At 68.5% G+C, this 24,209-nt stretch carries 17 protein-coding genes; 9 read left to right on the top strand and 8 right to left on the bottom strand.

Annotated features, from left to right (window positions below):
* The first annotated feature begins 73 nt into the window (after positions 1–73).
* Both AL346_RS14875 and AL346_RS14870 read left to right on the top strand, forming a co-directional pair.
* Positions 74–2,170, top strand: a complete 2,097-nt coding sequence (locus tag AL346_RS14875; protein ID WP_019401527.1) for a lytic transglycosylase domain-containing protein — start codon at positions 74–76, stop codon at positions 2,168–2,170.
* Positions 2,171–2,236: 66 nt separating this feature from the next.
* On the top strand, positions 2,237–3,127 hold the full coding sequence (locus tag AL346_RS14870) for an alpha/beta fold hydrolase (RefSeq protein WP_053194070.1): 891 nt from the start codon (positions 2,237–2,239) through the stop codon (positions 3,125–3,127).
* Positions 3,128–3,613: 486 nt separating this feature from the next.
* Here the strand turns inward: AL346_RS14870 and AL346_RS14865 are convergent, their stop codons facing one another.
* Together AL346_RS14865 and AL346_RS14860 are read right to left on the bottom strand one after the other, a co-directional pair.
* Positions 3,614–5,014, bottom strand: coding sequence for a porin (locus tag AL346_RS14865; protein WP_019401529.1), 1,401 nt, complete (start codon positions 5,012–5,014; stop codon positions 3,614–3,616).
* A 971-nt stretch (positions 5,015–5,985) separates the two neighbouring features.
* Positions 5,986–6,744, bottom strand: coding sequence for an SDR family NAD(P)-dependent oxidoreductase (locus tag AL346_RS14860; RefSeq protein WP_026015021.1), 759 nt, complete (start codon positions 6,742–6,744; stop codon positions 5,986–5,988).
* 266 nt (positions 6,745–7,010) lie between these two features.
* Here AL346_RS14860 and AL346_RS14855 point away from each other — a divergent pair, with 266 nt between their 5' ends.
* The 6 genes from AL346_RS14855 to AL346_RS14830 all read left to right on the top strand — a co-directional run bounded on the left by AL346_RS14855 (position 7,011) and on the right by AL346_RS14830 (position 14,242).
* Positions 7,011–7,751 (top strand): ATP-binding cassette domain-containing protein, encoded by a 741-nt coding sequence (locus AL346_RS14855; RefSeq protein ID WP_026015022.1) that lies wholly within the window; start codon positions 7,011–7,013, stop codon positions 7,749–7,751.
* Positions 7,751–8,806: an ABC transporter permease gene (locus AL346_RS14850; protein WP_019401532.1), complete on the top strand. Its 1,056-nt coding sequence runs from the start codon at positions 7,751–7,753 to the stop codon at positions 8,804–8,806. The genes AL346_RS14855 and AL346_RS14850 overlap by 1 nt, the downstream gene beginning before the upstream one ends.
* 172 nt (positions 8,807–8,978) lie before the next feature.
* Positions 8,979–9,914, top strand: a complete 936-nt coding sequence (locus tag AL346_RS14845) for a sugar-binding protein (RefSeq protein WP_019401533.1) — start codon at positions 8,979–8,981, stop codon at positions 9,912–9,914.
* Positions 9,915–9,986: 72 nt separating this feature from the next.
* Positions 9,987–11,069: a substrate-binding domain-containing protein gene (locus AL346_RS14840; protein ID WP_019404658.1), complete on the top strand. Its 1,083-nt coding sequence runs from the start codon at positions 9,987–9,989 to the stop codon at positions 11,067–11,069.
* Between the two features lie 156 nt (positions 11,070–11,225).
* Positions 11,226–13,469 carry an ABC transporter permease gene (locus tag AL346_RS14835; protein WP_245258974.1) on the top strand — a complete coding sequence of 748 codons (2,244 nt, stop codon included), beginning with the start codon at positions 11,226–11,228 and terminating at the stop codon, positions 13,467–13,469.
* Positions 13,466–14,242 (top strand): ATP-binding cassette domain-containing protein, encoded by a 777-nt coding sequence (locus AL346_RS14830; RefSeq protein WP_019404660.1) that lies wholly within the window; start codon positions 13,466–13,468, stop codon positions 14,240–14,242. Before AL346_RS14835 ends, AL346_RS14830 begins: the two co-directional genes overlap by 4 nt.
* 341 nt (positions 14,243–14,583) lie before the next feature.
* On the opposite strand, the gene AL346_RS14825 is transcribed toward AL346_RS14830, so the two are convergent.
* Entirely contained in the window at positions 14,584–15,621 is a 1,038-nt protein-coding gene (locus tag AL346_RS14825) for a substrate-binding domain-containing protein (RefSeq protein WP_019404661.1), read from the bottom strand.
* 79 nt (positions 15,622–15,700) lie between these two features.
* On the bottom strand, positions 15,701–16,591 hold the full coding sequence (locus AL346_RS14820; protein ID WP_019404662.1) for a PfkB family carbohydrate kinase: 891 nt from the start codon (positions 16,589–16,591) through the stop codon (positions 15,701–15,703).
* Positions 16,592–16,826: 235 nt separating this feature from the next.
* On the opposite strand from AL346_RS14820, the gene phnF reads away from it, so the two are divergent.
* Complete coding sequence (gene phnF / locus AL346_RS14815) at positions 16,827–17,552, top strand: phosphonate metabolism transcriptional regulator PhnF (RefSeq protein ID WP_157672288.1); 726 nt, start codon at positions 16,827–16,829, stop codon at positions 17,550–17,552.
* Between the two features lie 4 nt (positions 17,553–17,556).
* On the opposite strand, the gene AL346_RS14810 is transcribed toward phnF, so the two are convergent.
* From AL346_RS14810 to pyc, 4 genes are all read right to left on the bottom strand, one after another.
* Positions 17,557–18,294 (bottom strand): acetoacetate decarboxylase, encoded by a 738-nt coding sequence (locus tag AL346_RS14810; RefSeq protein ID WP_019404664.1) that lies wholly within the window; start codon positions 18,292–18,294, stop codon positions 17,557–17,559.
* Positions 18,295–18,374: 80 nt separating this feature from the next.
* Positions 18,375–19,544, bottom strand: a complete 1,170-nt coding sequence (locus tag AL346_RS14805) for a patatin-like phospholipase family protein (protein ID WP_019404665.1) — start codon at positions 19,542–19,544, stop codon at positions 18,375–18,377.
* A gap of 248 nt (positions 19,545–19,792) precedes the next feature.
* Positions 19,793–20,281, bottom strand: coding sequence for a cold shock domain-containing protein (locus tag AL346_RS25905; RefSeq protein WP_019404666.1), 489 nt, complete (start codon positions 20,279–20,281; stop codon positions 19,793–19,795).
* Between the two features lie 408 nt (positions 20,282–20,689).
* Positions 20,690–24,133 (bottom strand): pyruvate carboxylase, encoded by a 3,444-nt coding sequence (pyc, locus tag AL346_RS14795; protein ID WP_053193820.1) that lies wholly within the window; start codon positions 24,131–24,133, stop codon positions 20,690–20,692.
* Between the last annotated feature and the right edge of the window lie 76 nt (positions 24,134–24,209).

Genomic DNA, 24,209 nt, shown 5'->3' with positions numbered 1-24,209 from the left:
CATTTCCTCAACGGAGGGCTGGGACAATCCATACCTGCGTGATCGAGGCCGTCATCTTCGCGACGAGGGCGCGATGAAGCCGTTCACACGTTTTCTCGCCGCGAGCACGGCGCTCGGGCTCGTCGGCGCCGTCGTCCTGACCGTGGCCGTGCAGCGGCCGAGCCGCGCGGCCGTGCTGCCGCCGCCGCGCCCGGAGAGCACGGCCACCCGCGTCTCGCTGCCCGATCCCCCTGCCCGGCCCGAGAACGAGGCGGCGCAAAACCCCGCCCCCTCGCCGCTCCTGACGCTCGACGAGACCATCAAGCTCTATCGCGCCGGCCGCGTCAGTGACGGCGATGCGCTGGCCCGCTCCCTCGAGACGCCGGCCGCGCGCACGCTCGCCGAATGGGTGGCGCTGCGCCACAACGCCCGTGCGCTCGCCTTCGAGCGGATCAACACCTTCCTCAACCGGCACCCCGGCTGGCCGGGCGAGGACGGCCTGCAGAAGAGGGCCGAACAGGCCCTGCTCGAAGAGGCCAAGCCGGCCCGCGTCGTGCGCGGCTTCTTCGCGACCCGCGAGCCCGTGAGCCCCGAAGGGCAGATCGCCCTCGCCGAGATGCTGGCCGCCGAGGGCCACGACAGCGACGCCGCCGAGATCGCCCGGCGGGTCTGGCGCCGCGAGGCGATGAGCGATGCCCTGGAGAAGCGGATCAATGCCCGCTTCGGCTCTGAATTGCTGCGCTCCGACCACGAGCGGCGGCTCGAGCGCCTTTTGTTCGCCGAGCGGCTCGTCGAGGCCCTGCCCGAGGCCAAGGCGCTGGGGCCCGGCCACGAGGCGCTCCTCAAGGCCTTCGGCTCCGCCATGAAGAACCCGACCGGCGCCGGCAAGCTGCTCGACGCCGTGCCCGCCGAACTGCGCAGCACGCCGGCCTACGTCTTCGCGCGCGCCCGCATGCTGCGCCGGCAGGAGAAGCTCCTCGAGGCGGCCAAGGCGCTCGAGGACGCTCCGCGCGTCGTCGCCGCGCTCGCCGACGGCGACAGTTGGGCGCTGGAGCGGCGGATCCTCGCCCGCAACCTCCTCGACGCCGGCGATGCACGCGCCGCCTATGCGGTGGCGCGGGTCAACGAAGCCCAGAGCGAGACGGCGAGAATCGAAAATGCCTTCTTCGCCGGTTTCATCGCCCTGCGCTTCCTCAACGAGCCGGAGCGCGCGGCAGCGCATTTCGCCGAGGCCGCCCCCTCTGCCACCCTGCCCATCTCCGTCTCCCGCGTCGCCTATTGGCGCGCCCGTGCCGCCGAGGCGGCCGGACGGAGCGAAGAGGCGCGGGTCTTCTACCAGGAGGCCGCACGGCACGGCACGGCCTATTACGGCCAGTTGGCGCGGCACAGGCTCGGCGAGGCCGAAGTGCCCGTGCAGGCCGCGGCCCTGCCCGACCCGGCCGCGCGTGCCGGCGCGGAGGCGGCCCCGCTCATCGGTGCACTGCGCCTCGCCTACCGCCTCGGCGATGCGAACCTGAGCGTGCCGCTCCTGGCCCAGGCGGCGCGCACGGCAAACGATGCCGAAACCTTCGCCCTTCTCGCCGAGATCGCGGCGGAAGCGAACGACGCACGCGGACGTCTCCTCATCGGCAAGCGGGCTCTCTATGCGGGTCACCTCCTCCATGCCGAGGCCTTCCCGACCGACGGGGTGCCACCCGTCGACGCCGCCGGGGCGGCCGTGGAGCGTGCCATGGTGCTCGCCATCGCCCGGCAGGAGAGCGCATTCGATCCCGGCGCCATCTCGCCCGCCGGCGCGCGCGGCCTGATGCAGCTCATGCCGGCGACGGCACGCGAGACGGCGAAGCGCGCGGGTCTTGCCTATGACCTCAACCGGCTGACGGCGGATCCGGCCTACAACGCGACGCTCGGCGCCGCCCATCTCGGCGAGCTCGTCGGTTACTGGCGCGGCTCCTACATCCTGACCTTCGCCGCCTATAACGCCGGCCCCGGCAACGTGCGCCGCTGGATCGCGGCCTATGGCGACCCGCGCAGTCCGGGCGTCGACCCGGTGGACTGGGTGGAGCGCATCCCCTTCAACGAGACGCGCAACTATGTGCAGCGGGTGATGGAGAACCTGCAGGTCTACCGCGAGCGCGTGGACGGCCGCACGGCGCTCCTGATCGACGAGGACTTGCGCCGCGGCGCCAACTAGACCAGCTTGCGGCGGCCGGCCTCCGCGCCGGCCCGATCGCCCGCCGATTTTCACGGACTGCCGCCCTTGCCCGCCGGAACCGACACCTACGAGAGCCGCTTCGTCACCGCGCGCGACGGCCTGCGCCTGCACGTTCGCGACTATGTGCCCGAGGCGCCCGCCCGATCCCTGCCGGTGGTCTGCCTTCCGGGGCTTGCCCGCACCGCGGCGGATTTCCATGCGCTTGCGCTCGATCTCGTCGCCGACGAAAAGCGCCCGCGCCGGGTGCTCGCGGTGGACTATCGCGGGCGTGGCGCCTCCGAGCGCGACCGCGACTGGCGCAACTACGACGTGCGCGTCGAGCTCGACGATCTCATGCAGGCGCTCGCCGCCCTCGGCGTGGAGCGCGCGATCTTCATCGGCACCTCGCGCGGCGGCCTCATCACCATGGCCCTGTCCGCCGCCCGCCCGGCGGCGATCGCCGCCGCCGTGCTCAACGACATCGGCCCGATCATCGAGGCGCGCGGCCTCATGCGCATCCGCGGCTATGTCGGCAAGCTGCCGAGCCCGCGCACCATCGAGGAGGCCGTCGACATCCTGCGGCGCCTGCAGGACGCGCAGTTCCCGGCCCTGAGCGATGCCGAATGGCGGGAGATGGCGGCGACGACCTGGCGCCAGGACGCAGACGGGCACCTTCTTCCGGACTACGACCCCGCGCTGCTCAAGACACTCGAGATGCTCGACCTCGAATCCAAGCTGCCGGAGCTGTGGCCCCTGTTCGGCGGCCTCGCCGACGTGCCCGTGCTCGCACTGCGCGGCGCCAATTCGGATATCCTGTCGCCCGACACGCTGGCACGCATGCGTGCTGCCCACGAGCGGCTGGAGGCCGTGGAAATCCCGGCCCAGGGCCACGCACCGCTGACGAGCCACAAGGACGTCAGGCGCCCCATCCTCTCCTTCATCCGCCATCTCGGCTGAGGCTGCCGGCGGGATCGGAAGAACGAAAGCCCTCGCGAATGTCCTGCGTGGACTTCGCCTTATCCCGGTGGTGAGGATCAGGGCCAGCGCTGCAGCCGCAGGCGCGTTTCGCGAATTCTTCCAAGCCGTTGAGAAAGACCAACGCCAGGTCGCCGTCGACGGCGCGCAGCTGGCAGACGATCAAGGCCGAGGTCGAAATTGAGACCGGCCACCACGTCTCTGCCGCCGCTACAGACCTCGAAATCCTGCTGCAGCGTCACTGCCGATTCGTCGAGCGACCTGTCGCGCCCAACAGGGATGGCTAGCGAGGGCGTCCAGTACTGGAGGGAGGCGGCGTCACGGCCCCACCTTTCGTCTTCAGTTGCCGCCGTTGACGATACCGCTTTGCCGACGACGCCCGCGCCGATGTCCGCGCCGCCCTCGGCACAAAAGAAAAACCCCGGCGCTGACGCGCCGGGGTCTCGATATCACCCTTGCGGGATGAGATCAGAAGTCGCGCTGGAAGCGAAGGCGAGCTTCCCACACGTCCACGTCGGCCTTGGACGAGCCGTTCGGGAAGATGAAGCGGCCCTTCGGGTCGAGCTTCTGGTAGAGCACCTCGACGCCGATGTCGAAGGCCTTGACCGGCGACCAGATCACGTTCGTGCCGACCGTCCAGATCTTGAAGTCGTTGATGGTCGCGAAACCACCAGGCGTCGAGTAGGCAGCGATGGCCGACCCGGAGTAGTCGACAGCCGTGTAGTTACCGAACACGGCCTGACGGATCGACGGCGTCCAGTAGTGCAGGAACGCAGCCGTCACACCCCAGCCCTTCGTGCGCTTGATGCTGCCGTTGAGCTCAACACCATCGACGGCCACACCATAAAGGGTGCCGAAGGTGGTCAGGTTGCCGAGGCCGAGGCGGCCGAGGGCGCCGTCAGCGTAAGCAGCCTGCAGCCACAGGGCGTCGCCGGCGGCGAGCATGGGCACGTTGAACTTCACGCCAGCCTGGATCGCGTAGCCGTATTCGGTGTCGATACGGCCGCCGAGCCGATCAAGCGCAGACGAGTTGAGCTGCTGCACGACACCCGACAGCTGAGCCGAACCCCAGCCCTGGTCGACGCGGAGGTTACCGACGATGCTCGGCATGCGCTGGCCGCCGAGAATGTTGTTGGTCCCACCGAGAACGTTGGCCGTGCTCGCAACGTTACGGACGACCGCGCTACGATCCTCAAGGGCGAGGGTCGCGGAGAAGCCGTTGCCGAAGGTCGCCGTGTAGGCAAGGGTGTTGACCGAGCCGTTATCCGAGCCCAGCGACGCCATGTAGCCCGAGCCGAAGTTGATGGCCGAGGCGTAGAAGTCGAAGAACGAGCTGATACGACCAGCCGTGATGCCAGCCCACTGGATGTAGGCCTTGTCGAGGGCGACGCTCGTCGTATCGGTACCCGGACCGAAGCCGTTGCGGCCGGCGCTCAGGTAGTTGCCGGTGTCGGCGGTCACGTCGACCTGAATAAAGGTGCGCAGCGTGCCCCACTCGGTGGCGGTACGGGCATCGACGTTGATACGGCCGCGAGCGCGGAAGCCGGTGGCGTCGGAACGACGGCCCGGGTTGTAGACAGGAGTGGTAACCGAAGTCACCGCACCACCGCCGACAGGCGCCACGAGCGTGCTCGTCGTGCCCCAGCTGCCGGTCGGCTCGAGGTAGCGGTACTCAGCGCGGACACGACCACCGATCTTGATGCAGGTGTCCGAGCCCGGGATGTAGAAGAAGCCGGCGCCGTGCACCGAGCAAACACGAACGTACTCGACAGGCGCAGCCTTCCGCATGGGAAGATCGGCGGCCTGAGCCCCAGCGGCCGCGGCGAGGCCGGCAACCGATCCGAGGAGAAGGCTCTTGGCGAGCTTCATAGTGACCTCCAAAGTTTCGAGACCCTTCGGGAGCGGTTCTTTTTCCTCAGCCGGCGGAGCCGCCCCTCGGAAAGTCCCCTTTTCCCCCAACCTGTCGAGCCTGCCGTCATCCTCGGCATTGCGGCTGAGCATAGCGCCAGGCTCGAATCTGCGGCCGGGTCGCCCCCGAACGCAGAGCCAACATGTCCGACAGCCTCTTTTGGATCAACCTAAACGAGGGCCGGTTGTGGCGTTTTCGAGGCGCTGTTGCAGAAACGCCACTTTCCCGGGTGTCGCCGCGCAAGTCGTTCTGTTTACACATTTTTAACGATTGTCGCGACGCGCTCCAGGGCCCGACGGAGCCCTCCGATGCGCGCCGACGGCGGCCACGCACCTCCATTGCACTCGCCAATGCGGGCCCTGCCGCGCGCCCGACGGAGAGAAATGGCATCGGGAATCACTTGATTGGGCCGATCCGGACTGGGTCGAATCCGTTCGCCTGCTGCGATGCCGGCTCGTATACGGCCCCAGCGCACTCGATCGTCCGTCGACCAGGAAAGGCTACAGCCGATCATCGGCCGGGAGAGCCCCGACAGCGCCGGCTCCAGGTTGCCCGCCTCCAGCGCCCCGACGGGCTCGCATGACACGTTGGACCCGTCCGCCTGCGAGGCTTTGAAGAGACGCACCGCGCGAGCGCGTGCATCCACGTCTTGAACGCACCGAGCCTTCAGGAGGTGGATGTCGCGACGGCCGCGGGCCTGACGGGACGGCAGGGAACAGGCGCAGGGCCGATGCGCACGCGCTCGTTCCATCCAAACGACGCCTTCGGAAGTTCTGTGCTCGAATCCCCGGAGGCGCACGCCGCTTCGCCCGGTGCGACGGGGATCGACGTTGCGCCTCAAGGCGCATGGCCGGGGTCCAATTGCCCGCAACAGCCAAGGGCGGGATTGCCGGCCGTCAGCCGGCAACCCTTGCTGTGGACGACCCTCGCCTCACACCCAGCCGCCGTCGACGACGTAATGCTGGTTGGTGCAGGCGGAAGCCTCCTCCGAGGCGAAGAAGACGGCGACGCGGGCGACGTCGTCGGGCACCAGCTTGCGCTTCAGACACTGGCGCTGCATCAGCTCCGCCTCGCCCTCGGGCGTCAGCCATTTTTCGATCTGCCGCTGCGTCATGATCCAGCCCGGAGCGATGGCGTTCGCGCGGATGTTGTCCGGTCCATAGTCGCGCGCGAGCGAGCGCGTAAGGCCGAGAACGGCGGATTTGGCCGCGGTATAGGCTGCCATGCCGCCCTGCCCGACCATCCAGGACACCGAGCCGAAGTTGATGATGGCGCCGCCGCCGGCCGCCTTCATGTCCGGCAGCACGGCCTGGGCGGCGAAGAACTGGTGCTTGAGGTTCACCGCGATTCGGTCGTCCCAGTATTCCGGCGTCACCTCCTCCGTCGGGTGACGCTCGTCGTGCGCCGCGTTGTTGACGAGCACGCCGACGGGACCGAGCGCCGAGCGGATGCGCGCGACGGCGGCACGCAATGCGGCGATGTCGGTCAGGTCCGCCTCCTCGAAATGCACGGTCGCGCCGGAGCGCGCGAGCTCGGCGGCAAGGGCGCGCGATTCATCGCCCTTGATGTCGATGAAGCCGACCTTCGATTTCTGCTCCGCGAAGCGCCGCACGATCGCCTCGCCGATGCCCGAGCCGCCGCCGGTGACCAGCACCACCTTGCCGGCAAGATCCGGATAGATCGCCCCCATGACCATGTCTCCTCAAGCTTCGCGCCTGGAAGCGGCCTCGTGCGCCTTTGGCAGCGGCCGCCACTCCTCCGATGCCCGCACACTAGCGCCCTGCGACGAATGTTCAACGATATTGACATGCGCACCTCAGCATTTTTGAGGTGCACCGCAAAAATGAGTTGCGCGCCGTCATGCGATTGGGCATCGTCACCTCCACGGGAGCCACCATGAAGAGCGGCCCCGCCGGTCGGCGCGTGTGCCGGCCGCGACCAGGGGAGGAAGAACATTTGGCGCTTCTCGAACTGAGGGGAGTGGGCAAGGAGTTCGGCGCCATCCGGGCGCTGGGCGACGTCGATCTTTCCATCGAGCCCGGCGAAGCCGTCGGCCTGATGGGGGACAACGGCGCGGGCAAGTCCACCCTCGTCAAGATCATCGCCGGCAATTTCGCGCCGACACACGGCAGCATCGCCTTCGACGGGCAGCCGGTGCACTTCACGCGGCCGGTCGATGCGCGCGACGTCGGCATCGAGGTCGTCTACCAGGACCTCGCGCTCGCCGACAACCTGACCGCCGCCGCCAACGTTTTCCTCGGCCGGGAGCTCCGGCGCCGCGTCGGCCCCTTCAGCTTCCTCGACCACGGGGCGATGAACCGGCGGGCGGGCGAGCTCTTTGCCGAACTCAAGTCCGAGACCCGCGCCAGCGACGTGGTGCGCGCCATGTCCGGCGGCCAGCGCCAGGCGGTGGCCATCGCCCGCACGCGCCTCTCCGACGCCAAGCTCGTGCTGATGGACGAGCCGACGGCTGCGATTTCCGTGCGCCAGGTGGCCGAGGTGCTGGACCTCATCCGCCGCCTCAAGGACCATGGCGTCGCCGTCATCCTCATCTCCCACCGCATGCCGGACGTCTTCAGCGTCTGCGACCGGGTCGTCGTGCTGCGCCGCGGCCGCAAGGTGGCCGACAAGGCCATCGCCCAGTCGAGCCCCGAGGAAGTCACGGCCCTGATCACCGGCGCCAAGGAGGCCGCATGATGGCGAGCGAGACCTCATCGGCGCCGGCGGGCGCCCTCGAGACGGGCGACTTCGCGAATGTGGGGCGCGCGGCCTGGTGGCAGCGCGGCTTCTTCGCGAGCCAGACCGCCTATGTGGCGGCGGCCCTCATCGCCATCGTCATCGTCATGGCCCTGATGAGCCCGGCCTTTCTCTCGGCCGGCAACGTCGCCAATGTCGCCAAGAACTTCTCCTTCATCGGCATCGTGACGCTCGGCATGACGCTCGTCATCGTCACCGGCGGCATCGACCTGTCGGTCGGCTCCGTCATGGCGCTGTCGGCGATCGCCTGCGCCATGGCGATGCAGGCCCTCGCGGGCACCGGCCTCGCCAGCGTGCCGTTCGCCACCATGACGCTCGCGATCGCCGCCGGGCTCGGCGTCGCCGTCCTCGTCGGGCTCGCCAACGGGCTCCTGGTGGCGCGCGTCGGGCTGTCGCCCTTCGTGACGACGCTCGGCATGCTGTCGATCGCGCGCGGCCTCGCCTATGCGGTGACGGAGGGGCGCGGCCAGACGCCGGCAGGGCCGGACCTCGACGCCTTCTACGCCTTCACGGACGGGACTATCCTCGGCGTGCCGATGGCCGTCATCTATCTTCTCGGCCTCGCCGCGATCCTCGGTGTCGTGCTGCACCACACGGCCTTCGGCCGGCACATCTTCGCGATCGGGGGCAACGAGAAGGCGGCGGCGCTCACCGGCATCTCGGTCGAGCGGGTCAAGGTCTCGGTCTACGTGCTGTGCTCGCTGTCGGCCGGCTTCGCCGGCATCCTGATGACGGGCTGGCTCGGTTCGGCCCCCGCCAATCTCGCGACGGGCTACGAGCTCACCATCATCGCGGCGGCGGTCATCGGCGGGGCGAACCTCGCCGGCGGCATCGGCGGGCCGGCGGGCGCCGTCATCGGCGCGCTGCTCATCGAGGTCATCCGCAACGGCCTCGTGCTCGCGGGCATCAATGCCTACTGGCAGATCGTGCTCGTCGGCATGATCATCATCCTCGCCGTGCTGGTGGACCGCCTGCGCAGCGGCCGCACGGCCTGAGGACCGCCCCGGAGAACATCCGGGGCGATCTGTCATTCGGCGCGGGGGCTTTTCCCCCGCTCCCCGTACTGCCCGGCTGCCGGGCCAAGAAGCACAAGCTGAAGCTCGAACAGACACGACAGGCATCACCCTTCGTGAACGAGGGGCGCCCATCACCGAGGAGGAGGAACCCATGCGAAAGATGCTTCTGGCGGCTGTGGCACTCGCCGCGCTCACCCTGCCCGCCATGGCCGAGAACTACCGCTTCGCGGTCGTGCCGAAGGCCATGAACAACCCGTTCTTCGACCTCGCCCGCGACGGCTGCGTCAAGCGCGCCAAGGAGCTCGGCAACGTCGAGTGCATCTACAAGGGCCCGGTGGAGCACGAGCCGGCGAGCCAGGCGCAGATCATCCAGGATCTCATCGCCCAGAAGGTCGACGGCCTCGCCATCTCGGTGTCGGACGTCGCCGCCGCCACGCGCTCCATCAAGGCCGCGGTCGATGCGGGCATCCCCGTCATCACCTTCGACGCCGACGCGCCGGGCTCGGCCCGCACGGCCTATATCGGCACCAACAACAAGGAGTTCGGCCTGGCCCTCGGCACCAAGCTGAAGGAGCTGCGCCCCGAAGGCGGCAAGTTCGCCATGGTTTCCGGCGGCCCGGCGGCCAAGAACCTGCAGGAGCGCGTGGAGGGCGTGCGCGAGGCGCTGAAGGGCTCGAAGTGGGAGGAGATCTCCGGCTCGCCGACCTTCTGCAACGACGACATCGCGCTCGCCGTGCAGCAGATGCAGGATCTCAAGACCGGCAATCCCGACCTTGCCGCCATCGTGCCGGTCGGCGGCTGGCCGATGTTCGCGCGCGAGGGCTTCCGGAGCTTCGCCTCGAAATTCAAGAAGGACATCGACGCCGGCCAGTTCTCGCTGGTGGTCGCCGACACGCTTCCGGTGCAGCTCGAGCTCCTGAAGGAGGGCTATGCCAACGCGCTGATCGGCCAGCGGCCCTTCGAGATGGGCGAGAAGTCGATGGACGCGCTGCTGGCGCTCAAGAAGGGCGAGAAGGTCGAGGAGATCATCTACACCGGGCTCGACACCGTCACGCCGGACAACGTCGACGCGATGCTGAAGAAGTGAACCGATCGGGCGGCGCCGGCGGGTGAATGCCGCCGGCGCCGACACCGTCAAGAACCGAGCTGGGAGGTTTCCATGAAGCGTTATCTCACCGTCGCCGCCCTTGCCGCGGGCGTATCGCTGCTGTCGGTCGCCGCGCATGCCCAGTCGGGCGCGCTCGAACGGGCGGTGGGCGGCTATTCCTTCGACGATGCCGCCAAGGAGGCGCCGGAAACGAAGGACTTCAACTCCAAGGACGGCAAGCTCACCTTCGCCATCGTCACCCACACGGCGGGCAACGGCTTCTTCGACCCGACCTATGTCGGCGCCAAGGTGGCGGCCAATGCCTTCGGCATCAACCTGCTGATGCTCGGCTCGGAAGCGCCGGTCGACGACATCCCGCGCGAGATCCAGATCCTCAACCAGATCATCAACGACCCGACCATCGACGGCGTCATCATGACGACGCCGCAGTCGGGCGCCTATGACGACATCGTCAAGAAGCTCATGGAGCGCGGCATCCCCGTCGCGACGACCAACTCGCACGACCCCAACCTCCTCAACCGCTCGCAGATCTCGCACACGGGGCAGGACGCCTCGGCGGCCGCCATCGGCGGCGAGGCCCTCGTCAAGTGCCTCGTCGACAAGGGCGTGACGGGCGGCTCCATCATCTTCCCCTCCACCACGACGCTCGGCAACGTGGAGGTGAACAACCGCATCAAGTCCGCCTTCGAGGCCACCGTCAAAGCCCTCAACGATGCCGGCAAGCTGAAGGACTTCAAGGTCGACGCCGGGCCCGAGAACATCGGCATCGACGTCGACGCCAACAACATCGTCGGCTCGGTGGTGACGCTCATCGAGAGCCGCAAGGACGTGGTGGGCGCCTTCGCCGCCAACGGCTTCGTGACCCCGGCGCTGGGCGACGCCATCAGCCAGCTGAAGCTCAACGACAAGGTCTGCGCCTTCGGCTTCGACCTCGGCCCCAAGCAGCAGGAGCAGATCCGCACCGGCGCGCTCACCGGCTCGCTCGGCCAGCAGCCGTTCCTGCAGGGCTTCTGGCCCGTGGCGCAGCTCTATCTGCAGATCGACCGCGGCATCGCGGGGGCCAACCTCGACACGCGCGCCCAGCTCGTGACGAAGGACAGCATCGACACGGTCGGCAAGCGCTTCGAGAACTGAACCGTTTGCCCGCCGGCGCCGCCAAGGGGCGCCGGCGGGCAGGCCAAAGCGACGCGGCGCGAAGCCGCGCAGAGGGACGACATAAGGAACATCGGGATGGCAATTGCGGCGACAGCCGGCCGGCCGGACACCCCTCGCTCGCCCCAGCACCTTCCGATGCAGCTCGTCGGCGGCTGGGAAGCGGGCCTCCTTGCCTTCATGGCCCTGCTCTATCTCGTCGGGGTCCTTCTCAACCCGACCTTCTTCGGCTCGACCGACGCCATTTCAGCCGTGCTGCGGGATACGGCCCGCTATGGCGTGATGGCGGTCGGCATGACCTTCGTCATCGTCAACCGCGATCTCGACCTGTCCGTGGGCTCGACGCTCGGGCTGACCGCCGTCGCCTTCTCGATCTTCTTCTCGCCGACGCATTACGGCATGGACGCGGTGCCCGCCGCCCTCCTCTGCCTCGGGCTCGGCCTCGCCATCGGCCTCGTCAACGGCGTGCTCGTCGCCATCCTGCGCGTGCCGCCGTTCATCGCCACGCTGACGATGCTCTTCATCGGCCGCGGCCTCGTGCTCGGCCTCACCGGCGGCAAGACCATCGGCTTCGACCTCAAGGCGCAGGGCTACTGGCTCTTCGCCATGGGCGAGACCAATGCGCTCGGCTTCAACAACCAGATCCTCATCTTCCTGGTCTTCGCCGTCGTCGGCGCCTTCGTCCTCGCCAAGACGCGCATCGGCTACGAGACCTATGCGGTGGGCGGCAACGAGCAGGCGGCGCAATATGCCGGCATCGCGACGAAGGCCGTGCGCATCCGCGGCTTCATGATCTCGTCCTTCTGCGCCGCGGTCGCCGGGCTGATGAACGCCACGCAGGACAAGGGCGTCACCTCGCAATACGGCCAGGGGGCGGAACTCATCGTCATCGCCGCCGTCATCGTCGGCGGGGCCGCGATCGCCGGCGGGCGCGGGCGCGTCATCGGCGCATGCCTCGGCGCGGCTCTCGTCGTGCTCATCGACAAGGTGCTGCGCGAGGGCATTCCCGTCACCCGCACCATCACGGTGGGCGGCGTCGAGATGGAGGTGCAGGCGCTGGCCCAGCTGCCGCCCGGCGCCGTGCCGGCCTTCCTCGGCTTCATCCTGCTCGCGGCCGTGCTGATCGAGCCCTGGGTGGTGCGCGGCAATGTCTTCGGCCGCCTCAAGGCCTGGCTTACCGGCTCCGAGCCGCCGCCGAGCCTCGATCCCGGCGGTGCGGCCATCGTCGGCGTCAAGACCTTCGGCACGGCGAGCGATGCGCGCGGCGTCGGCGCCCGCGGGCTCAGGGCCTTCCTCTACCGGCGCGACGCGGCGGCCATCATCCTCGTCGTCGTGCTGTGGCTCGTCGGCATGTGGCTGCGGCCGGACTTCTGGGGCTCGCTCAACAATTCCTTCAACCTGCTGCTCGCCTTCTCCGAGGTGGCGCTCCTGTCGCTCGGCCTCACCTACGTCATCGCCAACGGCGACATCGACCTGTCGGTCGGCTCGGTGCTGGCCCTGTCGGGGGCCGTGGCCGCCTATGTGATGAAGGAGATGGGCGGCGATCCGCTCCTCGCCATCTCGCTCGCGCTCGCCGCCGGGGCCCTGTGCGGCGCCGTCAACGGCTGGCTGACGACGCGCTTCAACCTGCCCTCCTTCGTCGCCACGCTCGGCATGTTCTACATCGCCCGCGGCCTGGCGGCCTGGATCGTCTCCGGCCGCCAGCTCTCGGGCTTCCCCGAGCGCTTCAACCTCATCGGCCGCAATCTCTACGAGGTGCTGTCCTATTTCGGCATGCCCCCGCAGGCGGGATTGTGGCTGGAGGTGACGCGCGCCGTCAGCGTGCAGACGCTGTTCCTCCTCCTCGTCGCGATTGTCGCCGGCATCGTCCTCGGGGCGACGCCCTTCGGGCAGAAGGTCTATGCCACCGGCGGCAACGAGCGGGCGGCGAGCTATGCGGGCATCGACACGAAGCGCGTGCGCTTCCTGTCGCTCGTCTTCTCGGGGCTGTGCGCGGCAGCGGCGGGCGTCATCTACGTCGCCTTCTACCGCAGCTTCAACCCGTCCGCCGGCCTCCTGCGCGAGCTCGACGCCATCGCCTCGGTGATCATCGGCGGCGGCTCGATCTTCGGCGGCTACGGCACCATCATCGGGTCGCTCGCGGGGGCGGCCGTCATCACGCTCATCCGCTCGCTGCTGTCGCTGCAGGTGATCCTCGCCAACGGCGCCTCCTTCGTGCTGCCGCAGCACTGGATGAACGTGTTCATCGGTCTCATCCTGCTCATCGCCGTGATCGGCGACATCTGGTTCCGCCAGAACAACATCTTCGGCGAATGGCGTCGCCGCCGGCAGCTCGCGGCCGCCGAAAAGCTGAGACTGCAAGCAGGGAGTAAAGGCGCATGACGACGCCGATCATCGAGATGCGCGGCATCATGAAGCGCTTCGGCGCGGTGCAGGCGCTCAACAACGTCAACTTCCACCTCATGCCGGGCGAGATCCTCGGCCTCGTCGGCGACAATTCCGCCGGCAAGTCGACGCTGATGAAGGTGATGACCGGCGCCTACCAGCGCGATGCGGGCGAGGTGCTCGTCAACGGCGAGGAAACCCACTTCAGGAGCCCGCACGAGAGCCGCGACCGCGGCATCGAGATGATCTACCAGGACTTCGCCCTGTGCGGGAACATGGACGTCGGCCAGAACATCTTCCTCGGCCGCTGGCCGCGGCGCTTCGGCCTCTTCGTCGACCGGCCGAAGATGTACGAGGAGGCGCGGCAGGTGCTGGGCCGCCTCAAGGTGGACGTCAATTCGGTGTTCCAGAAGGTGGAGAGCCTGTCGGGCGGACGCCAGCAGTCCGTCGCCATCGCCCGCGCCATCTCCTTCGAGCCCAAGGTCATCATCTTCGACGAGCCGACCGCCAATCTCTCGGTGATGGCGACCGAGCGGCTGCTGGAGACGATGGCGGAACTGAAGCGCCAGGGCGTGGCGCAGGTCATCATCTCGCATCGCCTCACCGACATCTTCGAGGTCGGCGACCGCATCATGGTGCTGAAGCGCGGCGAGAATGTCGGCGACCGCTATATCGCCCACACCAGCGAGAAGGAGGTGCTGGAGCTCATCGTCTCCGGCACGCCGGACACGGCGCTGACGGCCGACGAGGCACTGAAACAGGCGGCCTGAGGGATCGGAAGTCGGCAAGCGCCGCCCTCTCAGCCGAAAGCAGCTCGTTTCCCGGACGCGTGCAGCGAAGCGGAACGCGATCCGGGATCCAGCGCCATGGCTCGCCGAAGGTGCCGTGGTCGCGTGGCATGCCTTTCATGCCCCGCGCGCCACACCGGGACGCGTAGCGCGATGCGGATCGGCGCTGGATCATAGGGCGCCTTCGGCAGATTCTTGCGCTGGACCCCGGCTCGCATTCCGCTTCGCTGCATGCGTCCGGGGAAGATCGTAGTGCGAGGTTGGCAGGCGCGCGGACCAAGCGACTGCCGACTGCCGACTGCCGACCGCCGACTGCCGAGCCGCTACGGAATATTGTCCCGCAGGAAGATGTCGATGCGGATGCGCTCCTGCTCGGGCAGGATGGGCTCGCCGGTGCAATGGGCGAGGAGCACGCGCGCGGCCGAGCGGGCCTCGTGGCCGGCGTCCTGGTTGATGACCGCGTCCATGATGCCGCGCACGAGGAAGCGCCGCGTGTAGGCAGTGAGGTCGTGGCCGATGAAGACGACGTCCCGCTCCCGCCCCGCGGCCTCGAGGGCCGCGGCGATGCCGCGGTTGCCGGCCCCGACGTTGTAGATGCCGACGAGATCGGGATGGGCGGCGAGGATCTCCTCCGTCACCTTGCGGGTCAGCTCGGAATCGTCGCGCCCCTCGCGCAGCGGCAGGGTCCTCAGGTTGGCGAACTCGCCGTTCACCACCTGCATGAAGCCGAACTGCCGCTCGGCGTGGTCGCGCAGGGCGAGCGATCCGGCGATGAGCGCGACGGGCCCTTCGCGCCCGCCGGAGAAGCGCCCCATCAGCGTGCCGGCCGTGCGCCCGGCGGCCGTGTTGTCGATGCCGACATAGCGCAGCCTGCGCGAGGTCGGCGCGTCCGACACCAGGGTCACCACGGCCGAGCCGCGCGCGACGAGATCGTCGATGGCGGCCCTGACGCGCGGATGATCGAGCGCGATGACCGCAACGCCGTGATAGCGGCCTTCGAGCCGCTCGAGCGCCGTGGCGAGGACGTCGGGATCGAAGACATCGACATGCACCATGTCGACGAAGGCCCGCTGGGTGACGAGCCACTCGGCCGTCGCGCCCACCTGCTCCTCGAGGTTGCTCATGAAGGTGTTGGTGCCCGTCGGCAGGATGAAGCAGAAGCGGAAGGTCTCCTTGCGCGCCAGCCGCGCGGCGACGGGATCGGGCCGGTAGCCAAGCTTGGCGATGGCCGCCTGCACCTTGGCGGCGGTCTTCTCGCGCACGCCGGGGCGCCGGTTGAGCACACGGTCCACGGTCGCGAGCGATACGCCCGCCTCCCGCGCGACATCCTCCAGCGTTATCCGTTCGGCGATCATGCTCATGACAGAGGCATGTTGCCCTCATTTTCTGAGGTGCGCAACGCAAGATCACCCGGCCAGGGCAAAAAACGCGAAAGCCGGCCTAGCTCTGCAACAGGCGCTCCACCTCGGCGCGGCTCGGGGCGCCGCGACCGCCGCCGAAGCGGGTGCATTTGATGGCCGCGGTCGCATTTGCGAAGCGCACGGCAGGGCGCGGCGCCATGCCCTCCGCCAGCGCCAGGGCGAGCGCGCCGTGCCAGACATCGCCGGCTCCGAGGGTGTCGACCACGTCGACCGTGAAAGCCGGCTCGTGCGCGACCTTGCCGTCCTCGATGAAGAAGACGCCCCCCTCTCCCGTCGTCACGGCCAGCCAGCTGTCGCGAAGCCCGGCGGCGAGACGGCCGAGCCCTTCCCGCGGATCGTCGAGCCCCGTGCGCTCCCGCAGCGCCTGCGCGCTGAAGGCAATGTGGCTCGCGGCTTCGAGGACGCCGGGATGGTCTGGGGCGCGGTCGACGTCGAACACAGCGGGCACGCCGGCCGCGCGGGCCAGCGTGAAGATCCGCGCCGCCCCCTCCTGCCAGCGCGTGTCGCCGAGCACGGCGCCGGTTCCCGGCGGCAGCGCCGCGGGAAGGCTCTCCACGGCGGCGGGATAGCGCGGATCGGAATAGCTGATCACGGTGCGCTCGCCGGCCGCATCGACCAGGATCGCCGACACCGGCGAACGCTGGCCGCCGATGCGCACGACACCGCTGCAGTCGACGCCCTCGTCGGTAAGCGAGCCCACGATGTCGTCGCCGACGCGATCGTCCCCGAGGCGGGCGACGAGCCGGGCCCTGCCGCCGAGGCGTGCGATGGCGACGGCTGCATTGCCGGCACAGCCGCCCGTCGTCACCGCCACATCGCGGGCGCGATATTTCTCCGCCCGCGTCGGCAGGGCGTCGAGCTTGTAGACATAATCGAGGGTGGCGATGCCGATGCAGAGGACGGATTGCATTCAGGGCTCGATATGCGGCCGCACGCGTGCGAGACTGGACAAGCGGCGATGCCAGCCCGACGGGCGCACGTCAAGATGCTGCCGCGGATCCGGCGCAATTTCAGCCCCTAGGACACATGGGTGGTTTTTTACATCAACGGGATGCATTAATTTGAACCGTTAGAATTTTACTTTATTTTTCCGTACAGAGGCGAACAGGCTCGCTATGAATGATTGCTTCTCCTTCCCGGATGGCTTGCCTCTTGATCGATCGGCGTCCGTACCCGTCTGGCGGCAGATCCTGAGCGACATCGAGTTCGAGATTCGCGGGGGGCTCGTCGCCTCGGGGCAAAAGCTTCCGTCCGAGCTGGAATTGTCGCGGCGCTACGGGGTCAATCGCCACACGGTCCGCATGGCGCTGCTCAAGCTGGCGGACAAGGGCCTCGTCGTCTCGCGGCAGGGGGCGGGCGTCTTCGTCACCGACGAGCAGCCGGAATACCGGATCGCCCGCCAGCCGAGCTCGACCGAGCTCGAGCAGGCCATGAACGATGCGGCGACCGGCGAGCTCATCGCCTCTTACCGTCGCCCCACGTCGCACTATCTCGCCGGCCTGCTGCAGATCGACAGGGGCGGCGAGCTGCTGGTGCTGGAGACGCTGCGCCAGGCCGGTTCGCGGTTGCTGTCCTACGGCTATCACTATTTCGACGCTGCGCGTTTCGCCGGCATCGATGCCACCTTCGCCCGCCTGCGCAGCCTGTCGGCCACCCTCGCGGAGTTCGACTGCCGCAGGCTCCTGCGCCGCGCCACCTGGATCGACACGCGCATGCCCCGCAAGGTCGAGGCGGCGGCACTCGGCATCGACCTCGACGAGCCGGTGATCGTGTTGAGCTATGTGGACACGGACGGGGAAGGCCGTCCGATCCTGTTCGGCAACACGGTGCTGCGCGGCGGCGCCGTGCGTGTGCGGGTGGAAACGGCCTGAGCCCTCACGCCAGATAGTCGTGGGCGACGCGCCCGAGCCCGAGCGTCAGATCGGCGACGAGGTGCAGGGCGGAGACGACCTCGAGCACCGGCAGCTCCGCCACGGGCGCCAGGGCATGCGGGTTGAGCGACAGGGCGGCCGGCCCGGTCCATGCCCCTTTGACGGTGACGTCCTCGAGATAATATTCGACCAGCTCGCAGATGCGCGGCGTGCCGTCGACATGCGGGATGATCTTGAGCAGGAAGTTCGGCTGCATCAGCGCGGTCCGCACGGCATCGAGATCCGCGCTGCGATGCTTGTAGCCCATCGTGCCGGTCGCCACGCGCACGGGACCGTAATCGAGCGTGCCGACGAGCGTGTCGATCTCGGCCTTGAGGCTCGGGCTCGCAAGCTTCTTGGGGAAGCCCCACAACTCGCGCCCGCCGGCGATCGGCGGATGGTCGTTGAGGAACATGCAGTGGGTGTAGCCGCCCTTGCGGCCCTCGAAGCGCACCGGGATCACCTGGCCGGTTTCCGTATAGTCGCCGAAGCCGGTCGAATCCGGCATGCGGATGAACTCGTACTTGACGAGCGGCTCGTCGATCTCGAGCGGCTCCGGCACCAGGGCGCGCAGCTTCTCCGGGTCCGTACGGTAGGTGATGATCAGGAACTCGCGGTCGATGAAGCGATAGGGCCCGGGCGGATAGGCCGGGCTGGTCAGGGGCATGGCGAAGGCATTTCTCACGACGTCTTCAAGCTTCATGATGTGCGCTCCTCGTCCCTCGGTCGGCCTGCAAGCCGTGATGATCCCTCCGGCCGGCGGTTGCCCGCGCGACCAAGCCGTCACTCTTCGTCGGCGAAATCGAAGACCTGCAGTCCGGCGTGGTTCTGCGGCCGCGTGAAGATCTGCGGGTGCGCCAGGGCGCGCGCCGCATCCTCGTAGCCCGACTGCCAGTGGTCCCGCATGCTGCGCCGGGAGAATTCGTAGTCCTTCGAATCCCCCTCATAGGCGCGCGAGCGATAGATGAGATGGACGAGGTTGTAGACCTTGAAATCCGCCGCGCGCCCGAGGAGGCGGGCCTCCTCGCTGCGGCTGAGGTCCGGCGGCAGTTTGTCGAGGAGATGCGCGAGGGCGTGGCGCAGCTCCTGCATCTGCTTGAACTGGTCCGTATTGGCGCGCGTGCGGCTGGAGAACTGGATCTCCTTCTGCCGTGTCGACACATCCGTCAGCGTGGCGGGAAAGCGTCCGCCGGCGCTCCACAGGTCGACCTGAAAGGCCAGGGTGTCGGCACGCGTCCCGCTCTGCATCACCACCCATTGCAGCGGCGTGTTGGAGATGAGACCGCCGTCCCAATAGAACTCGCCGTCGATCTCGACCGCGGGAAAGCCCGGCGGCAGGGCGCCGCTCGCCATCACGTGCTCGGGCGCGAGGCGATGCTTCGTCGTGTCGAAATAGGTGAAGTTGCCGCTCGTGACATTGACCGCCCCGACGCTCAGGCGCGTTTCGCCGGCGTTGATGCGGTCGAAGTCGACCAGTTCCTCCAGGGTGCTGCGCAGCGCCCGGGTGTCGTAGAAGCTGGTGGCGGCGAGGCTGCCGGCCGCCTGGAAGAAGGGCGGCGGAAAACGCGGCGAGAAGAAGTCGCTCGCCCCCTCGAAAAGCGCGATCTCGGCACTGATCTGGTTGATGACGCTGCGGGCGAAGTCCCCGTGCGGTATGGTGTCGAACCAGGCGCCGGCCAGCTCCCACGTCGGGCGCGCGGTGATGCGCTCCCAGAAGGCCCTGAGCTTGTCGACGCGCTCGGTGGGCGCGTTGCCGGCGATGATGGCCGAATTGATGGCGCCGATGGAGATCCCCGCCACCCAGTCGGGATGGATGCCGGCCTCGGCCAGCGCCTCGTAGACGCCGGCCTGATAGGCGCCGAGCGCCCCGCCCCCCTGGAGGACAAGGGCGATGCACTCGAAGGGAAGACGCTCGCCGTCACGCGACGCGCCGGATCCTGCTGCCTTCGCCATCCGCCCTCCCCTCATGATCGCCCTTGTCGCACAGCCATATGACAGGACGGCATACGGCACGGCGGATCCTGCCAGAGCAGATCTTGCCAGAGCAGATCTTGCCAGGGCAGATCTTGCCAGGACAGATCTTGCAACGACCTTGCAGCGAACGCAAAAAGTTGCCGCAACGCAGCAAAAAGCCGCGGGCGCAGCCGCCCGCGGCTTCTTCATCTCGGACGTCCGAAGATCGGCGAGGCTTGCGCCGCCGGTCAGTCGGCGTAGGAAATCATCGAGGCTTCACGGCCCTTGGCGCCGGCGACGACGCTCATGTTGACCCGCTGGCCCTCGGCGAGGTCGGCGATGCCACCGCGCTGCAGCGTCGAAGCGTGGACGAACACGTCGCGGCCACCGTCGTCGGGCTGCACGAAGCCGAAGCCCTTGTCACGATTGTACCACTTGACGGTGCCCGCCATCTCCTCGGCCGGTCCTTCCGGAACCCGCGGAGCGAAGCCGCCGCCGCCGCCACCGGCGCGCGGACCACGCGGAGCGCGCGGCTGCGGCGGCAGGTCCTCGAGCTCGAGCACCTCGGCGACCTGGTTGCCCTTCGGTCCCTCGCGCAGGCGCACGACGATGCGCGCACCCGGCTCGGCCCCGTTGAAGCCGGCAGCCTCGAGCGAGCGCATGGACAGGAAGGCATCGCCCGACCCATCCTCGCAGGCAACGAAGCCGAAGCCCTTCTCGGGGTTGAACCACTTCACCGTCGCGTCGGTCGGCGGGCCGGCCGGCGCCGCAAACGCATCGCGCGACGGACGACCGCCGAAACCACCCTCGCGGCCACCGAAACCGCCGTCACGGCCCCCGAAGCCGCCATCACGGCCGCCGAAGCCTCCGTCACGACCGCCGAAGCCACCATCGCGCCCCCCGAAACCGCCGTCACGGGAGTCAAAGCTGTCGCGACGGCCACCACCCCTGCGGCGGGCGTCACGGTTATCATCGTATCGGTTCATACAGGATATCCAACTGGGAGAGTTTTCATCATACCCGAAAATACATGGCCACGCCATGCGGCAGGCCGAGCGGTCTCGTCCGTAAGCGTGCTTGCGGCGACAGACTAATCATAGCCTCGATTCCGGCTTTGCGCGACTGCCTTTTCGCAGGATGGCCGTCTATTCGAAAATGACAAGCAAATCCTTGGCTTCGACAGGCGTGGCAGGCGCCACGACGACCTCGGCGACGCGCCCGTCGCGCCCGGCGTGGATGGCGGTCTCCATCTTCATGGCCTCGATGGTGAGGAGGATGTCGCCGGCCCGGACCTCCTGCCCCGCCTTGACGGCGACGGTGGCGACGGCGCCGGGCATGGGGGCGGCGACGTGCTTCTCGTTCGCCTCGTCGGCCCTGCGCCGCACCGGCCGGCTCGCCGCGGCGGCGCGGTTCGGCACCTTGATGATGCGCGGCTGGCCGTTGAGCTCGAAGAAGACGCGCACCTGCCCCTCCTCGTCGGTGTCGCCCACGGCCTGCAGGCGGATGACGAGGGTCTTGCCCTTCTCGATGGTGACGGCGATGTCGTCGCCCACCTGCATGCCGTAGAAGAAGACCGGCGTCGGCAGGGACGACACGGGCCCATACTTGCGGCTCGCGCCGCAGAACTCGGCGAAGACCTTCGGATACATCAGGAAGGAGGACAGCTCCCGCTCGCTGACCGCGCGGCCGCAACGCTTCTCGGCTTCCGCGCGCGCCGCGGCGAGATCGGCCGGCGGCAGCAAGGACCCCGGCCGGGCGGTGGACGGCGCCTCGCCCTTCAAGACCTTCCGCTGCAGGGCCTCGGGCCAGCCGCCCGGCGGCTGGCCGAGGTCGCCGCGCAGCATCTCGACGACCGAGCCCGGGAAGGCGATGTCGCGCTTCTCGTCGAGCACGTCCGCCGGGGTGAGCCCCTGCGCCACCATCATCAGCGCCATGTCGCCGACGACCTTGGACGAGGGCGTGACCTTGACGATGTCGCCGAAGAGGTCGTTGGCCGCCCGGTAGGCTTTCGCCACTTCGTGCCAGCGCGTCTCGAGGCCGAGCGAACGCGCCTGCTCCTTGAGATTGGTGAACTGGCCGCCCGGCATCTCGTGGAGATAGACCTCGGAGGCGCCGGACTTCAGGTCGCTCTCGAAGGCCGCGTATTGGGTGCGCACCGCCTCCCAGTAGAAGCTGAGCTGGCGAATGGCCTCCGGATCGAGCCCGGTGTCCTCGTCCGTATGGCGCAGGGCCTCGACCAGCGAACCGAGGCAGGGCTGCGACGTCGCTCCGGACATGGCGTCCATCGCCGCATCGAAGGCGTCGACCCCGGCGGCGACCGCCGCCAGCACGCTCGCTGCCGCGATGCCGGAGGTGTCGTGCGTGTGGAGATGGATCGGCAGGCCCACCTCCTCGCGCAGCGCCTTGACCAGCACCCTGGCCGCCGCGGGCTTCAGCAGCCCCGCCATGTCCTTGATGCCGAGGATGTGGCAGCCGGCCTTCTCCAGGTCCTTCGCAAGACCGACGTAATAGCCGAGCGAGTACTTGGCGCGGGCGGGGTCGAGGATGTCGCCGGTGTAGCAGATGGCCCCTTCCGCCAGCTTGCCCGCCTCACCGACGGCGTCGATGGCGACGCGCATGTTCTCGACCCAGTTGAGGCAGTCGAACACGCGGAAGAGGTCCATGCCCGCATCCGCCGCCTGGCGGACGAAATGGCGCACGACATTGTCGGGATAATTGGTGTAGCCGACGCCGTTCGCCCCGCGCAGCAGCATCTGCAGGAGCACGTTCGGCACCTTCTCGCGCAGCAGCGCCAGCCGCTCCCACGGGTCCTCGGTGAGGAAGCGCATGGCGACGTCGAAGGTGGCGCCGCCCCAGCATTCGAGCGAGAAGAGCTGCGGCAGGCCGTTGGCATAGGCCTCCGCCGCGCCGGCGATGTCGAAGGTGCGCATGCGCGTGGCAAGGAGCGACTGGTGCGCGTCGCGCATCGTGGTGTCCGTGACGAGCGCCCGGCGCTCGGCGCGCATCCACTCGGCAAAGCCCTTCGGTCCCAGGCGGTCGAGCACCCGGCGCGTGCCTTCCACGCCGGACGGCGCCGGAAAGACGGGCGCATGCGGCGGGCGGGCCTCGGCGGGCGGGCGGGCGCGGCCCTTCACCTCCGGATGGCCGTTCACCGTCACGTCGGCGATATAGGTGAGCAGCTTGGTCGCCCGGTCGCGCCGCCGCGGCGCGCTGAACAGCTCCGGCGTCTCGTCGATGAAACGGGTGGTGTAGTCGTTGCCGCGGAACTTCGGATGCGACAGCACCGCCTCGAGGAAGAAGAGGTTGGTCGCGACGCCGCGGATGCGGTATTCGCGCAGCGCCCGGTCCATGCGGGCGATGGCCTCGCCCGGCGTCGGCGCCCAGGCCGTCACCTTCTCCAGCATCGGGTCGTAGAAGCGGGTGACGACGGCCCCTGAATAGGCCGTGCCGCCGTCGACGCGGATGCCGAAGCCGAAGGCGCCGCGATAGGCGGTGATGCGGCCGTAGTCCGGGATGAAGTTGTTCTCCGGGTTCTCCGTGGTGATGCGGCACTGCAGGGCGTGGCCGTCGAGCACGATCTCGGACTGCGGCGGAATGCCTGTCTCGGCCGCGATGCCGAGCCGCCCGCCCTCGGCGACCCGGATCTGCGCCTTGACGATGTCGAGCCCGGTGACGACCTCGGTCACCGTGTGCTCCACCTGGATGCGGGGGTTGACCTCGATGAAGTAGAAGGCCCCCGTATCGGCATCCATGAGGAACTCGACCGTGCCGGCGCCGACATAATCCGTCGCCCGGCCGATCTTGAGGCCCGCCTCGCACAGGGCCGCGCGGGTCGCCGCATCGAGATAGGGCGCCGGCGCGCGCTCGATCACCTTCTGGTTGCGGCGCTGGATGGAGCAGTCGCGCTCGAAGAGGTGGACGAGGTTGCCGTGCCTGTCGCCGAGGAGCTGCACCTCGACATGGCGGGCGCGGCGCACGAGCTTTTCGAGATAGACCTCGTCCTTGCCGAAGGCGGCCTTCGCCTCGCGCCTCGCGCTCATGACGGCGTCGATGAGCTTGTCCTCGCTCTCGATGGGGCGCATGCCGCGCCCGCCACCGCCCCAGGAGGCCTTGAGCATGACCGGATAGCCGACCTCGGCGGCAAGGCGCCTGATCTCGGCGGGATCCTCCGGCAGCGGATCGGTCGCCGGCATCACCGGCACGCCGACGGAGATGGCGAGGTTGCGCGCCGCCACCTTGTTGCCGAGCGTGCGCATCGTTTCAGGCTTCGGCCCGATGAAGATGATGCCGGCGGCGGCGCAGGCTTCCGCAAATTCCGGGCTCTCGGACAGGAAGCCGTAGCCGGGATGGATGGCGTCGACCCGCGCCTCCCTGGCGACACGGATGACCTCGTCGATGGAGAGATAGGCCTCGAGCGGCCCCCTGCCCTTGCCGACCTGATAGGCCTCGTCCGCCTTGAAGCGGTGCAGCGAGAGTTTGTCCTCCTCCGCATAGATCGCCACCGTCTGGATGCCGAGTTCCGTCGCCGCCCGAAATACGCGAATGGCGATCTCGGAGCGGTTGGCAACCAACAGGCGCTTGATCTTCATGCAGAGCCCCCTCTCAAATAGCGCAAAGCTCTTTTGCCATACACGCAATGCAGCAAGGCGCAAACAACGGAATCAT

It is taken from the genome of Chelatococcus sp. CO-6 (assembly GCF_001271345.1).
Lineage (GTDB): Bacteria > Pseudomonadota > Alphaproteobacteria > Rhizobiales > Beijerinckiaceae > Chelatococcus_A > Chelatococcus_A caeni.
Note: the sequence above shows the minus strand (reverse complement) of the source record. Positions and strands in the feature narration are given on the sequence as shown.

Coding starts and splice junctions, on each gene's coding strand:
- AL346_RS14875 (WP_019401527.1), top strand. CDS start 74: ATGAAGCCGTTCACACGTTTTCTCGCCGCGAGCACGGCGCTCGGGCTC.
- AL346_RS14865 (WP_019401529.1), bottom strand. CDS start 5,014: ATGAAGCTCGCCAAGAGCCTTCTCCTCGGATCGGTTGCCGGCCTCGCC.
- AL346_RS14860 (WP_026015021.1), bottom strand. CDS start 6,744: ATGGGGGCGATCTATCCGGATCTTGCCGGCAAGGTGGTGCTGGTCACC.
- AL346_RS14850 (WP_019401532.1), top strand. CDS start 7,751: ATGGCGAGCGAGACCTCATCGGCGCCGGCGGGCGCCCTCGAGACGGGC.
- AL346_RS14845 (WP_019401533.1), top strand. CDS start 8,979: ATGCGAAAGATGCTTCTGGCGGCTGTGGCACTCGCCGCGCTCACCCTG.
- AL346_RS14840 (WP_019404658.1), top strand. CDS start 9,987: ATGAAGCGTTATCTCACCGTCGCCGCCCTTGCCGCGGGCGTATCGCTG.
- AL346_RS14835 (WP_245258974.1), top strand. CDS start 11,226: ATGCAGCTCGTCGGCGGCTGGGAAGCGGGCCTCCTTGCCTTCATGGCC.
- AL346_RS14830 (WP_019404660.1), top strand. CDS start 13,466: ATGACGACGCCGATCATCGAGATGCGCGGCATCATGAAGCGCTTCGGC.
- AL346_RS14825 (WP_019404661.1), bottom strand. CDS start 15,621: ATGAGCATGATCGCCGAACGGATAACGCTGGAGGATGTCGCGCGGGAG.
- AL346_RS14820 (WP_019404662.1), bottom strand. CDS start 16,591: ATGCAATCCGTCCTCTGCATCGGCATCGCCACCCTCGATTATGTCTAC.
- AL346_RS14810 (WP_019404664.1), bottom strand. CDS start 18,294: ATGAAGCTTGAAGACGTCGTGAGAAATGCCTTCGCCATGCCCCTGACC.
- AL346_RS14805 (WP_019404665.1), bottom strand. CDS start 19,544: ATGGCGAAGGCAGCAGGATCCGGCGCGTCGCGTGACGGCGAGCGTCTT.
- pyc (WP_053193820.1), bottom strand. CDS start 24,133: ATGAAGATCAAGCGCCTGTTGGTTGCCAACCGCTCCGAGATCGCCATT.